13 protein-coding genes are annotated in these 13112 nt (G+C 68.0%); 11 read left to right on the forward strand and 2 right to left on the reverse strand.

Going from position 1 to position 13112, the window contains the following annotated elements; translation table 11 throughout:
* The first annotated feature begins 195 nt into the window (after positions 1-195).
* On the forward strand, positions 196-1620 hold the full coding sequence (locus A3OM_RS0108445; RefSeq protein WP_018043306.1) for a phosphatase PAP2 family protein: 1425 nt from the start codon (positions 196-198) through the stop codon (positions 1618-1620).
* Between the two features lie 48 nt (positions 1621-1668).
* Here A3OM_RS0108445 and A3OM_RS26110 read toward each other — a convergent pair whose 3' ends face one another.
* Positions 1669-1812, reverse strand: coding sequence for a hypothetical protein (locus tag A3OM_RS26110; protein ID WP_018043307.1), 144 nt, complete (start codon positions 1810-1812; stop codon positions 1669-1671).
* Between the two features lie 153 nt (positions 1813-1965).
* On the opposite strand from A3OM_RS26110, the gene A3OM_RS0108455 reads away from it, so the two are divergent.
* The 7 genes from A3OM_RS0108455 to A3OM_RS23680 all read left to right on the forward strand — a co-directional run bounded on the left by A3OM_RS0108455 (position 1966) and on the right by A3OM_RS23680 (position 10746).
* Positions 1966-2697, forward strand: coding sequence for a hypothetical protein (locus tag A3OM_RS0108455; RefSeq protein ID WP_018043308.1), 732 nt, complete (start codon positions 1966-1968; stop codon positions 2695-2697).
* Entirely contained in the window at positions 2698-3267 is a 570-nt protein-coding gene (locus A3OM_RS23675) for a PIN domain-containing protein (protein WP_018043309.1), read from the forward strand.
* A gap of 230 nt (positions 3268-3497) precedes the next feature.
* The gene (locus tag A3OM_RS26555; protein WP_274533767.1) at positions 3498-3623 is read left to right on the forward strand and encodes a hypothetical protein; all 126 of its coding nucleotides are present in this window, start codon (positions 3498-3500) and stop codon (positions 3621-3623) included.
* Between the two features lie 227 nt (positions 3624-3850).
* A complete protein-coding gene (locus tag A3OM_RS0108470) occupies positions 3851-6256 on the forward strand; it encodes a PAS domain S-box protein (RefSeq protein ID WP_018043311.1) in 2406 nt (801 codons plus the stop codon).
* Positions 6257-6459: 203 nt separating this feature from the next.
* Positions 6460-7617 (forward strand): Gfo/Idh/MocA family oxidoreductase, encoded by a 1158-nt coding sequence (locus A3OM_RS0108475; protein WP_018043312.1) that lies wholly within the window; start codon positions 6460-6462, stop codon positions 7615-7617.
* 49 nt (positions 7618-7666) lie between these two features.
* Positions 7667-9511 (forward strand): glycoside hydrolase family 15 protein, encoded by a 1845-nt coding sequence (locus tag A3OM_RS0108480; protein ID WP_018043313.1) that lies wholly within the window; start codon positions 7667-7669, stop codon positions 9509-9511.
* On the forward strand, positions 9508-10746 hold the full coding sequence (locus A3OM_RS23680) for an MFS transporter (protein ID WP_018043314.1): 1239 nt from the start codon (positions 9508-9510) through the stop codon (positions 10744-10746). The genes A3OM_RS0108480 and A3OM_RS23680 overlap by 4 nt, the downstream gene beginning before the upstream one ends.
* A gap of 17 nt (positions 10747-10763) precedes the next feature.
* Here A3OM_RS23680 and A3OM_RS0108490 read toward each other — a convergent pair whose 3' ends face one another.
* Positions 10764-10997, reverse strand: a complete 234-nt coding sequence (locus A3OM_RS0108490; RefSeq protein ID WP_018043315.1) for a hypothetical protein — start codon at positions 10995-10997, stop codon at positions 10764-10766.
* Between the two features lie 428 nt (positions 10998-11425).
* Here A3OM_RS0108490 and A3OM_RS0108495 point away from each other — a divergent pair, with 428 nt between their 5' ends.
* From A3OM_RS0108495 to A3OM_RS0108500, 3 genes are all read left to right on the forward strand, one after another.
* Positions 11426-11713 carry a hypothetical protein gene (locus A3OM_RS0108495; protein WP_018043316.1) on the forward strand — a complete coding sequence of 96 codons (288 nt, stop codon included), beginning with the start codon at positions 11426-11428 and terminating at the stop codon, positions 11711-11713.
* Between the two features lie 59 nt (positions 11714-11772).
* Positions 11773-11916, forward strand: a complete 144-nt coding sequence (locus A3OM_RS25775; protein WP_157196459.1) for a hypothetical protein — start codon at positions 11773-11775, stop codon at positions 11914-11916.
* A gap of 177 nt (positions 11917-12093) precedes the next feature.
* Positions 12094-13071 (forward strand): HWE histidine kinase domain-containing protein, encoded by a 978-nt coding sequence (locus tag A3OM_RS0108500; protein ID WP_018043317.1) that lies wholly within the window; start codon positions 12094-12096, stop codon positions 13069-13071.
* Positions 13072-13112 lie beyond the last annotated feature (41 nt).

Genomic DNA, 13112 nt, shown 5'->3' on the forward strand with positions numbered 1-13112 from the left:
GAGATGCACCATTGGCGCCAAGCGCCGATATGTCTTGGAGGAACATGCCGCCAGGGGCGGTCCTCGACCGGCCGCCGGAGAACGGTCACGCGGGCGTCACGGAATGATGCGCGTGATCCGCCGCGAAATCCGGCGGCGGCGGGCCGAGCACTCTGCTAGCCTGCGCCACCGCCACGACAGCCTGATTCCGGTGCCATGACCAGACCACGCACGAACACGGCCCGCACGCTCGGGCTCATCGCATGCCTCGCCCTGGCGCCCGCTCACGCGCTGGCACAATCGGCGACGAATCTGGAAGCTCTGCGCGGGCTGGCGCCGGTGAGCGCCCTGGCGGCGACGCCGGAGGGCAAGGCGGCGCTGGCGGCGAACCTCACGGTCACCGGCGACATCCAGATGGGGCGGCACGACCAGCCGCTGCTGCTGCCCTTCGCCGAGCAGCAGCGGCTCGCCCTGCGCGATTGCTTCATCACCGACGGCAACGCCGCGCAGCTCGCCGACGGCCTCGGCACCGCCCTGGGAGAGGCCTACCAGGCCAAGGCGCGCTACGAGGACTTCAAGACCTTCACCAGCGTCTCTGGCAGCCTCGCCCGCCTGATCGGCTACACCAACAACATCACCAAGTCGGATTCGAATGCGGGGAAGTACTTCTTCGCCAATGCGACGACGAATGGCGAGGCCCCCGTCTCCGAACCCGCCCGCGCCATCCTCACCAAGCTCGGCGGCACGACGGATGTCTTCGGCAGGGCCTATGACCGTCCCGCCGGGACACCGGGTGCCGACGCCTTCGGCAATTCGCGCCCGTTCCAGACCGAGCCGAGCCTTCTCGCCTATCGCGGCGAGGATTATTTCGGCGCCGCCTCGCACAGCATGGACTGGCTGCGGGGGCCGAAACAGAACCTGACGGACAGCCCGTCCTATCCGAGCGGGCACACCACCTACGGCTACACGGAATCCCTGCTCCTCGCCCTGCTGGTGCCCGAGCGCTACCAGCAGATGATCGCGCGCGGCGCCGAGTACGGCAACAACCGCATCGTGGTCGGCGCCCATTACGCCATGGACGTGCTCGGAGGCCGGAGCGTCGCGCTCCACGCCGTCGCCCATCTGCTGGCCAACGACCCCGCCTATGTGGGCCAGACCCGCGCGAACCCGGCCATCGACAACGAGATGAGCCGCGCCACCGACGGCGCGGTGACCATCACGGATTATCCCGAGGCCCTGAAGGCTGCGCGCGCGGAACTCCAGGCCTTCCTTCGCGAGGGCTGCGGCGACACGGTGGCCGCCTGCGCCGCCGCCGACCGGAGCCGGTTCAAGGATGCCGCCGCCAACGGGGCCTTCTACGCCTCCACCCAGACCTACGGCCTGCCGGTGGTGCATCGGGACCGGTCGGGCCAGGCGGTGGATGTCGCGCGGGTCGCGCCGGAGGCCGGACACCTCCTCACCGCCGCCTATCCGGCGGTGACGCTTGCCGAGGCCAACGCCATCCTCACCGACACCCTCGGCCCGGCCGGCGGCTTCCTCGACGACGGCTCGGTCTTCGGCCTGTATTCCCGGCTCGACCTCTACGCGGCCGGGGGCAAGGCGGCGGCCCTCGCCGCCACCCGGCGGGCCGCCGCCCCGTAGCACTCACCGCGCCGGCGCATGCGGTGGCGGACGACGGGCCGCGCATCCTCACTCGGACACGCGCTTGACCATGTGGACGATGCGGGAATGGCCGGACTCGGCGTCGGGATTTCGCAGCTCACGCATTCCCGGCGCCCGGCCGGTGGTCAAGAAGACCAGGACCGTCAACGCGAGGACCCATTTGGCGGACATCGCCCATTTCACTTCTCGGCGAAGAGGGGAGGGTTCTGGGACGCATTGCATCGGCAAGGAATGATGCCAAATCGCCTCTGGTAGGGGTACCAGATGGTTGGGACGCTTCAACCGATTGACGGCCGAACGGATTGAGAACACAACCGCAGGGCTATGAGCGAGTACCGGTTCAGGATCGACGCATTCAGCATCGACACGATCCCTATGGCTCGGCTTGCCGAGTACATGGCCGGACTCGCACGCCTGCTTGGCGAACAGGACCATGTCCACTTCAAGGATCTGGAGCCTGGGAGTGCCATCCTTGTCTCGAGGATCGAAGAGCCCGCGGTTCCCAAGGTGGGGGAGCGTTTGCAACGAGTTCGGGAAGGCCGCGCCCCAAGGGAGGCCCTGGAAGCGTTCAAGACCCTCGACAACCTACTTGCTCGCGATAACGCCATTGGAACATTGATCCCACCTGAGGGCGCGGACATCATCGCCTTCCCCGGCCGGACCCGGCCCAAGCCGATGCAGTACGGCCCCTTCCGTGAGCGCGGTTCGCTTGACGGTATCGTCATACGGCTCGGCGGTCGTGACGAAACAATCCCCGTCCTGCTCCGTGACGGCGAGGCCGAGTACATCTGCCAAGCCTCCATTGCGGTCTCGAAGCGCCTCGCCCAACACTACCTTGGGGCCAAGCTGCGGGTGCATGGGAGCGGAAAATGGGTCCGCGAAGAAGACAAGACGTGGACCTTGCAGCGGTTCGACATTGAGGATTTCGAGGTTCTGGACGAGTCGTCTCTGGCCGAGATGGTAGAGCGTCTTCATGCAGTAGAAGGGGGAGCGTGGGGGGATCAGTCGCTGACCGATCTACTCGGGTTGCGACGCGATCAGGGAGACCAGCACTAGATGCTGGTTGCCTTCGATAGCTCCTTCCTCATCATCCTGTTCGACAGCCGATACGGCGAGAAGGGCGACTTGGATCCACGCCTCACCCACCTCCTGGCGACCCTCGACAAGGAGAAGGCGACCATCATCATTCCAGCACCTGCCCTAAGCGAGGTGCTTGTCGGGGCAGGTGACGCAGCACCGAGATACCTCGCAATCATCAATGCCTCTGCGCGCTTCAAGGTGGCGCCCTTTGCGGAGCGGGCAGCCGTAGAAGCCGCCGCGGCTCACCGGGAGGCTATCAAAGCCGGCGACAAGAAGGAGGGATCGCCTTCATGGGCCAAGGTGAAGTACGACCGTCAAATCGTATCCATTGCCCTCGTCGAGGGAGCGAGCGTCATCTACAGCAACGACCGCGACATCAGGCGGCTCGCTGCTGGTAGCTCGCTTGAGGTGGTCGAGATGGATGAGCTTCCTGAAGCACCCACTGCTCGCTCAGAACAATCGCTCGAAAAATACGTCGGCGATCTTTTCGATCCTCTTTCCTCTGATGATACGGACGGGGCGCCACGTGAGGCTGATTCTGGCTGAACATCAGTCTCTACCAATCGCTGCCATGCCACTGACACACAGTTCCAAGGGTAAGTGTTTAAGTGTCTCCCACAAAACTCGCGCTGCGCCGTCGTGCTCCGAGCGAGAACCGACCGTGACCGGGAATTTTGTGAGGCCCTCTAAACGCCGCTGTATTCCGAGCGTTCAGGCTTTCTTAGCCGTGCCACGGGAGAATGGCCCATCATCAGCCTGCCGCGAGGGCCTCGTCCGTGCTCGACTTCATCCTCTACATCAGCGCTTCGGTCTGTGCCGTGGGATGCCTGGGGCTCTGGGTTCTGCGCGAGCCGCCGGTCTCCTATCCGCGGGTGGAATGGGACGACGACGTCATCGGCTGATCGCGGCCCCGCTCCGGACGTCCTCTGCGTCGTTCCGCGCGATGGCGTCACCGGGACGGCTGAGGCAGCACTTTCGTCGCGAGCGACGCCCGATCGTGAGGGCGGAACGGGGACCCTTCGGATGCGCGACGGCCGCCCGCCCGATGGGTTAGGGAGCCGACCGCAGTCTCGACCGTTGGGCTCCCTCGAGCCCGGATGAACGCGGCGGCCGGAGGGGAACGGGCGGTATGGAGGACGACATCGATCGGCTGCGGCAGCGCGAGGCCGATCTCGAAGCCGAGATCGCGCGGCTGAAGGCGGAGATCGCGTCCGGCATCCATTCCCCGGAGAGCGGCCAGAAGACCTCGGCGGCGGGGCCGGAACTGCTGTTCACGGCGGCGGAGAAGACCCGCATGCCGCAAATCATCACCGACCCGAACCAGCCCGACAATCCCATCGTCTTCGCCAACCGCGCCTTCCAGGACCTGTGCGGCTACTCGGCCGAGGAACTCGTCGGGCACAATTGCCGGTTCCTGCAGGGGCCGGGAACCGACCCGGCCGACGTGGCGCGCGTGCGCGACGCCATCGCGGCGCGGCGCGACGTTGTGGTCGAGATCATCAACTATCACCGCGACGGAACGCCGTTCCGCAACGAACTCTATGTCAGCCCCGTCTTCGACCGGAACGGGCGCCTGCGCTACTTCTTCGGCAGCCAGCTCGACGTCACCCGCTTTCGCACCGAGGAGGGCAAGCTCGCCGAGAGCGAGGCCCGCTACCGGACGCTGTTCGACGCCATCGATGCCGGGTTCTGCATCGTCGAGATGCGGTTCGACGCCACGGGCCGCGCCATCGATTACCGCTTCATCGAGGTCAATCCCGCCTTCGAACGTCAGGCCGGCCTCGGCGACGTCGAGGGCCGCTGGGTGAGCGAGGTCATTCCCGGCATCGAACCCCGCTGGCTCGAAACCTATGGCGAGGTCGCGCTGAGCGGCAATCCCGTGCGGTTCGAGAGCGGGGCGGTGACGCTGGGCCGCTGGTTCGACGTGCACGCCCTGCGCATCGGAGAACCCGTCCAGCGGCGCGTCGCCATCCTGTTCAACGACATCACCGACCGGCGCGAAGCCGAGACCGTGCTCAGGACGACGGCGCGCGAGCGGACCACGGAGCGCGACCTCGTCTGGCGCGCGAGCCGCGACCTCCTCGTGATCTGCGGCTTCGATGGACTCTACCGGTCGGTCAATCCGGCCTGGAACGAGATGCTGGGCTGGCCCGCGGATTCCCTGGTCGGCGCGCGGTTCGACGCCTTCGTGCATCCCGAGGACCGCAAGGCGGCCGAACAGGCCATGGACCAGTTGCGGAGCGGCGCCATCCTGGACAACCTCGACATCCGGCAGATGGCGGCGGATGGCAGCGAGCGCTGGATTTCCTGGAACGCGATTCCCCAGGGCGACCATTTCTACGCCGCCGGCCGCGACGTGACCGAGCGCAAGGCCCTGGAGGAGCAGCTCCGCCAATCGCAGAAGCTCGAAGCCGTGGGCCAGCTCACCGGCGGCGTCGCCCACGACTTCAACAACCTGCTGACCGTGATCCGGTCCTCCACCGACCTCCTGCGCCGTCCCGACCTGCCGGAGGAGCGCCGGCGGCGCTATGTCGACGCCATCTCGGATACGGTGACCCGCGCGGCCAAGCTCACCGGCCAGCTCCTGGCCTTCGCCCGTCGGCAATCCCTGACGCCCGAGGTCTTCGACGTCGCCAAGGGCGTGGCCTCCGTGGCCGACATGGTCGGCACGCTCACGGGCGCGCGCATCCAGGTCGTGACCCAGATCGAGACCGGCCGGGACGATGCGGGACAGCCGCTGGCCTGCCTCATCGACGCCGATCCGAGCCAGTTCGACACGGCCCTCGTCAACATGGTCGTCAACGCCCGCGACGCCATGGACGGCGAGGGCCGGCTCACCATCCGGGTTCGCCGCGCGTCGATCATCCCGGCCGTGCGCGCGCATCCCCGCATCCGGGGGGATTTCGTCGCCGTCTCCGTCGCCGATACCGGCTCGGGCATCGCGCCGGAGGTGCTCGACAGGATCTTCGAGCCGTTCTTCACCACCAAGGGCGTGGGGCAGGGCACCGGCCTCGGCCTGTCCCAGGTCTTCGGTTTCGCCAAGCAATCGGGCGGCGAAGTCGTGGTGGAAAGCCGCCTTGGCCAGGGCACGACCTTCACCCTCTATCTCCCGCGCGCGGCGGGGGAGGCCGTGGCGGCCGAGCCGGTGCGGGAGCCCCCGCCCCTGGCCGAGCGGCACGGCACCCGCGTGCTCGTGGTGGAGGACAACGCGGAGGTCGGCGCCTTCGCGACCCAGGCCCTGCAGGAACTCGGCTACGTCACGCATTGGGTGACGGATGCGCAGCAGGCCCTCGAAGCCCTGGCGCGCGACTCCGCCGGTTTCGAGGTGGTCTTCTCCGACGTGGTCATGCCGGGCATGAACGGCATCGATCTCGGCCACGCGATCCGCCGCACATGGCCGGACCTGCCGATCGTGCTGACCTCGGGCTACAGCCACGTCCTCGCCGAGGAGGGCAGCCATGGGTTCGAGCTCCTGCGCAAACCCTATTCGGTGGCCGACCTGTCGCGCATCCTGCGGCTCGCCGTCTCGCGCTGACGCGGCCCGCCAAGCGGGCGCGACCGGGCGACGCGGCAACCTCTGTTGCAGTGCAACGTTCCCTCCTCATGAAAGCCGGCGCGTGGTCACCGGGGCGATGGGGCACGTCTGTCGTCGCCGCACGGCCCGTCATCGCCGCCTCGCCCGGTTCCCGCGCATTCCAGGCCGGCACCGAACGACGCCCGCCCGATACGGACATCCCCATGAGCATCGCCTCCGCCCTCGGCCTGACCTCTTCGAAAAAGGTCCGCTACGCCTTCGTCGCCCTCGGCGACATCACGCAGGAAGCCATGCTGCCCGGCGTGAAGCACACCGGCAATTCAGAGATCGTCGCCTTCGTCACCGGCGACCCGGAGAAGGCGCGCGGCGTCGGCGCGCAATACGGCGTCACCGATACCTACGGCTACGAGGAGTTCGACGCGCTGCTGGCCTCGGGCACGATCGATGCGATCTATCTCGCCACGCCGAACTGGCGTCATGCGGAGTTCGCGGTTCCCGCCTTGAAGGCCGGAATCCATGTCCTCCTGGAGAAGCCGCTGGAAATCTCGGCGGAGAAGTCGAGAGAGATCATCGCGGCGCAGAAGGCCTCCGGCGCCAAGCTCATGGTGGCCTACCGGCTGCATTTCGAGCCCTGCACCTTGGCGACCATCGACCTGATCCGCTCCGGCCAGCTCGGTGACCTCCTGACCTTCTCCTCGACCTTCACCCAGATGGTCTCGCCCGAGAACCATCGGGCGACGAGCGGCATCGAGGCGGGCCCGATCTTCGACATGGGTCCGTATCCGATCAACGCCGCCCGCTACATCTTCGGCGACGAGCCGACGGAGGTGGTCTCGGCCGTGGGCATCCGCCACCCCGAAGCCGGCCTCGGCGATTTCGACGATACCGTCGCGGTGACGCTCCGATTCCCGCAGAACCGCATCGCCCAGTTCGTGCTGTCCTATTACGGCAATACCCTCGACAGCTATTCGGTCGTCGGCACCAAGGGCAGCGTCGAGGTCAACCCGGCCTACATGTACGGCAAGCCCCTGGAGCACACCGTCACCATCGGCGAGGACAAGAGCCACGCCAGCTTCAAGAACACCGACCATTTCGGCGGCGAGCTGAAATACTTTTCGGATTGCATCCTTCATGACCGCGAGCCCGAGCCCGATGGCGAAGAAGGCTTGGCCGATCTTCGTGTGATCGAAGGCATCGTCCGCGCCCTGCAGACCGGGACGTCCCAGACGCTCGAACCCTTCACCCGCACCAAGCGCATCGACACGAAGGCCCAGGAACAGACGCTCTCGGCACAAAAATCGCCGGAGCTCGTCAACACGTCGAATCCCGGCAAGGGCAAGGACAAGGTTCCGCTGAACTAGCCCTTCCATTTCGAGACCGTTCCCGTCCCTCGCTCCACAAGCTCCCGCGATGAATGACCGAGCCCAGGCGGGCACCGACCTCACCGTCGATGCCCGGCGCATCGACCCGGACGGCACGGAGCACCCGATCCAGGACTATGCCGCCCTGGGCGACGGCCGTTCCGTCGTCCTCGTCGGCCCGGACGGCGCGGTGGCGTGGTGGTGTGTCCCCGAAATGGATTCGCCGCCCCTGTTCGACCGGCTCCTGGAGCCGGACAGCGGCGGCTATTTCCAGGTTCGCCCCGATGGCCCGTTCACGATGGAGCGGCGCTACCGCACCGACAGCAACGTGCTGGAGACGATCGTCACCACCGCGACCGGCACGGCGCGGATCACCGAATCCCTCAACAGCAGCCGTGCCGGCCGCCTGCCCTGGTGCGAACTCGCGCGCCGGCTGGAAGGCGTCTCCGGCACGGTGACGTTCCGGATCCGCGCCGTCTTCGGCACGCGCGGCGACTCGCTTTCGCCCTGGCTCCAGCCGAACCCCAACGGCTGCGTCTTCCATGTGGGACCGGTCCTCGGGGTGATCCGGTTCAGCGACAACATCCGCATCCTCGAGGAAGAGGACCGCACCATCGCCGCGACGGTGACGCTGGGGGAGGGGGAGCGCGCGCTGGTGGCGCTTCTGGCCGGTGAGGACGAGCCGCTCGGCATCCCCACCATCGCGGAGATCGACGAGCGCATCGATGTCAGCGACGACGCCTGGCGGCACTGGGCGGAGGGGCTGCATTACGACGGCCCGCACCGTTCCGAGGTGCGGCGCAGCGGTCTCGCCCTGAAGCTGCTGCTCTACTCGCCGAGCGGCGCCATCGCCGCGGCCGCCACCACCTCCCTGCCCGAACGGATCGGCGGGCCGAAGAACTACGATTACCGCTACGCCTGGATCCGCGATGCCGGCTATACCGTCAACGCCTTCCTGCGCGTCGGCGCGATGCCGGAGGCGAAGGCCGCCTTCTCCTGGCTGATGAAGCATCTCGGCGCGCATGGGGCGCAGGTCTTCTACACCCTGCGCGGGGGGAAGGTGCCGGAGGAGACCTCCCTCGATCTTGCCGGCTATCGCGGGTCGCGCCCGGTCCGGGTGGGCAACGCGGCGGCCCGCCAGCACCAGCACGGGATCTACGGCGACATCTTCGAGACCGCGACCCTGTTCGTCGCCGACGGCAACATCCTCGACCAGAAGAGCGCGACGGTCCTGGCGGACCTCGCCGACGAATGCGCCGACCGCTGGCGCCAGAAGGATGCCGGGATCTGGGAACTGGAAGTCCCGCAGCATTACACGATGTCGAAGATCAGCGCCTGGCAGGCGCTGGCCCGCGCCGTCGAACTGGCGGAGGCCGGCCATATCTCGGCGACCTGCGTGCCGCGCTGGTCGCGGGAGCGGGATCGGATCCAGGCCTGGATCGAGGAGCATTGCTGGTCGCAGACGCGCCAAGCCTATACGTTCTATCCCGGCACCGACCGCCTCGACGCCTCCCTGACCCTGGCGGTCCGGTTCGGCTTCGACGGGCGCGACCGCCTGTCCTCCACCCTCGACGCGATCCGCGAGGAACTCGGGCGCGGCCCGCTTCTCTATCGCTATTCTGGAGCGGAGACGGAGGAGGGCGCCTTCGTCGCCTGCTCGTTCTGGCTGGTGGAGGCCCTGGCCGAGCTCGGAAGGCAGGACGAGGCCGAGGCGGTCTTCACCGGCACGCTGAGCGCCGTCACCCGGGGCGTCGGCGTGATGAGCGAGATGGTCGATCCCGACACCGGCGACCATCTCGGCAACACACCGCAGGGCCTGAGCCATCTCGCCCTGCTTCACGCGGCCTGTTCCCTGCGTGGCGACCGCGAACGAGACTTGAAAGCGGCCCGATGACCGGCACCACCCTCGATACCCGTTCCGGCACTCTCAGCCTGCCGGATGCCGCGCCCAGCCGGCATCCCGGCCTCGTCCTCACCGCCCTGGCCATGGGCGGCTTTGCCATCGGTACCACCGAATTCGCCACGATGAGCCTGCTTCCGGCCTTCGCGCCCGATCTCGGCATCGACGCGCCGACCGCCGGCCACGTCATCAGCGCCTACGCCCTCGGCGTGGTCGTCGGTGCGCCGGTCATCGCGGTGCTGGCGGCCACCATGGCCCGCAGGACGCTGCTCGTCGGGCTGATGGTTCTGTTCGCGCTGGGCAACGTCCTGTCGGCCCTGGCCCCGAACTATCACGGGATGCTGCTGTTCCGATTCCTGGCGGGCCTGCCGCACGGCGCCTATTTCGGCGTGGCCGCTCTCGTCGCCGCCTCCCTCGTCCCACGGGAGCGGCGGACCCAGGCGGTCTCGCGGGTGATCCTCGGTCTCACCCTCGCCACGGTGGCCGGCGTGCCCCTCGCCAACGGGATCGGCCAGCTCGTTGGCTGGCGCTGGAGCTTCGGGCTCGTCGCCGTCCTGGCGCTGCTGACGGCGGTGGCGGTGCGGGTCCTGGCGCCCCTCGGCCGTCCTGCGTCGGGCGCCAGTGCGCTCCGCGAACTCGGGGCGCTGCGGCGCGGGCAGGTCTGGCTCACCCTGGCCATCGGCGCCATCGGCTTCGGCGGCCTGTTCTCGGTCTATACCTATCTCGCCTCGACGCTCATCGAGGTCACCCATGCCGCGCCGGTGGCGATCCCGCTGGTGCTCGCCGTGTTCGGCCTCGGCCTCACGGCAGGCAACCTCGTCTGCGCCTGGGCCGCCGACCGCGCCCTGATGCCGGCGGCCGGGCTGACCCTGGTCTGGGCGGCGGCGGCTCTCGCCCTCTACCCGTTCGCGGTGGAGAGCGTCTGGACCCTGGCGCCGGTGGTGTTCCTCATCGGCTGCGGGGGCGGCCTCGCCACCATCCTGCAGACCCGGCTGATGGACGTGGCTGAGGACGCGCAGACCTTGGCTGCCGCGCTCAACCACTCGGCCTTCAACTTCGCCAATGCCCTGGGCCCCTGGCTCGCCGGCCTCGCCCTCACCGCCGGGTTCGGCCTGCCCTCCACCGGCTGGGTCGGCGTCGCCCTGGCACTCGGTGGCTTGGCGCTCTGGGCGGTCTCCGCCTCGCTGGAACGGCCCCGCGCCGCCTCGGCGACACGTCGTGGAGCGTGAGCGGCGGGCCGCGCCGCCTACGACGTCAGCGGCTGGATATCGAGCTGCATGCCCCGGCCCCTGAGGACGCGGACGAGGCGGCCTTCGAGTTCGTCGTCGAGCCCGTTGACCTGCATGTGCAGGCGGCTTCCCTTCGCCGTGCCCGTGACCCAGAGACGATAGACGAGCCCCTCCTCGCGCAGCTGCGTCAGAAGTCGCTCGGAGCCGATCCGGTTGGCTTCGTCGTTCATCGCAATGAGGCTCGTGTCCATTCAGATCTCCCTTTCCGAAAAGGACAACGTCCCAGGTGTCTGTTTCGTCCTGATGTCTCGGGTGTCATCTGCGAACGAGGATAACGATCGGGACGCGGCGCGCCTTCGGTCATCGACGGGAAGAGCGTTCCACCGACCCGACCCAACGCCGATGGACGGAGCTTAGCAATGCGCGGGCCGGCGCAGCGGCGGCCCCACATCCGCCGGTCGACCGGAGGCGGGCGCGGTCTCACCCGCGCTGTCCCGCCCGATACGCGGACGACCATGCATGCGCGCAGAATTCGAGAAGCGCTCGCCCGCATCGGCGCAAATTACAGTCCTCGCGAGCCTGTTTTAATCGTTCTTCAGCATCAAAATTGACTGGTCTTTATTGGCCGCGGCTCGATAACCTCTGGCGACGGAGCCGACCCGGCGCCTGGAGGCATGAGATGAAGTTCGGATCCGCTATCCTGCTGGGGCTCTTCGCGGCGTCCCCGGCCGCCGAGGCCCTGGCCCAGAGCCCCCGCGACGTGCCGATCACCCAGGATCTGCGCCGCGAGGAACGCATCGAGCGCCGCCTCGACCGGACCATGCCGCCGCCGGTGGACCCCAACGTGTCGCCGGACAATCCGGACGGCGTCGTCGGCTTCGACGGTCCGCCCGGCATGTTCGAGAACGGGGTCGAGAACGGCAGCCCGATCCCCTCCGGATCCCCCGTCGACGACGACGACGATTGAGCGCCGCAGCGGCATCCTCTTTCTCTTTCGCGGGGGCGCGCGCGCGCCGGTCACGGTCCGTGCCCTCCCGTTCGATCGGCGTCCGCGTCCTGTCCCACGGCATCCGTCGTCGCCGCCTGCGAGGTGGATCGACCATGTCGTCGTCGGGCCGGGCCACGGACCACCTGCCCCTCCTCGTCGAACCGGGAATCGGCCCGACCTGAAGCCTCGAACGCCAGGGAGGATGGGGGCGGTCCGACCGCTTGCGGTTTCGCAAGGAGAAACGATCGCCGCGGTTGTATGATGACGATGGCGTGAGGGAGCAAATTACGGCCGTGCGGCTTGTCCCCCCGGCGATGCGATCGGCATCGCCGGTGTTTCAGGGATCGATCAGGAATTGCATGGCCGAGGATGTGACGTCGACTGGCTACGAGTGGACGCTGGCGAGCTTTACCGACACCATCCATCGTGGCGGCGTCGCCCTGTGGGCCTGGTCACCGACGCGTAGGCTGGCCCAGCTCGATGGGCTCTGCCGCGAGTTCTGGGGAACCTCCGAGTCCGTCGTCCCCATCGACGATCTGTTCGAGCGCGTGAACGCGGAAGACCGCAGCGCGATGATGCGAGACTGGGCGGCGAGCGAGGCGGATTCCCATCCCTACAGCTTCGACTTCCGCATCGGCGACGGCCCTCACGCACGCTGGGTCTCCGCCCGCGGCGTGGGTGGGGAGGCCGGCAAGGTCGGCGAATGGGTCCAGGCCATCTTTCTCGACGTCACCCGGCAGAAACGCGCCGAAGAGGCCGAGCACCTCCTGACGGCGGAGCTCGCCCATCGCGTCTCGAACATGTTCTCCGTCGCCCGGGCGCTGACCGCCATCGTCGCCCGGGGCGCCACGTCGACTCCGCACTTCGCCGAGGACCTGTCGCAACGCTTCGGCGTGCTGCACGAAGCCACAACCCTCGCCACGCGGGCACAGGCCGGCGACCACGGCAACGTCAGGCTGCGGACGCTGGCCGAGCGGATCCTGTCCCCCTATCTCGACGGCGGCAACATCGCGATCGACGTCGAAGAGGCCGCCGTGGCGCCTCCCGACAAGGTCAACGACTACGCCATGATCCTGCACGAGCTCGCCACCAACTCGGCCAAGTACGGCGCCCTGTCGGGAGGCGGCACGCTGACGGTGACGGGCCGCGTTGCGGACGGCACGCTGACGCTCGATTGGAAGGAGACCTCGGCATCCTCGGGGGCGGTCGCGTCCGATGGCGGCGGCTTCGGATCCCGCCTGTTGAAGCAGACCATCGAACGCAGCCTCGGCGGAAGCTTCACCCGCCGGATCGACGAGGCCGGTCTCGGCTTCGCGATGCAGGTCCCGGTCGCCTGACCGATCATCCGTCCCTCTTCACCTCACCCACCAGGAAACCG

It is taken from the genome of Methylobacterium sp. 88A, assembly GCF_000376345.1.
In the GTDB taxonomy this organism is placed as follows: Bacteria; Pseudomonadota; Alphaproteobacteria; order Rhizobiales; family Beijerinckiaceae; genus Methylobacterium; species Methylobacterium bullatum.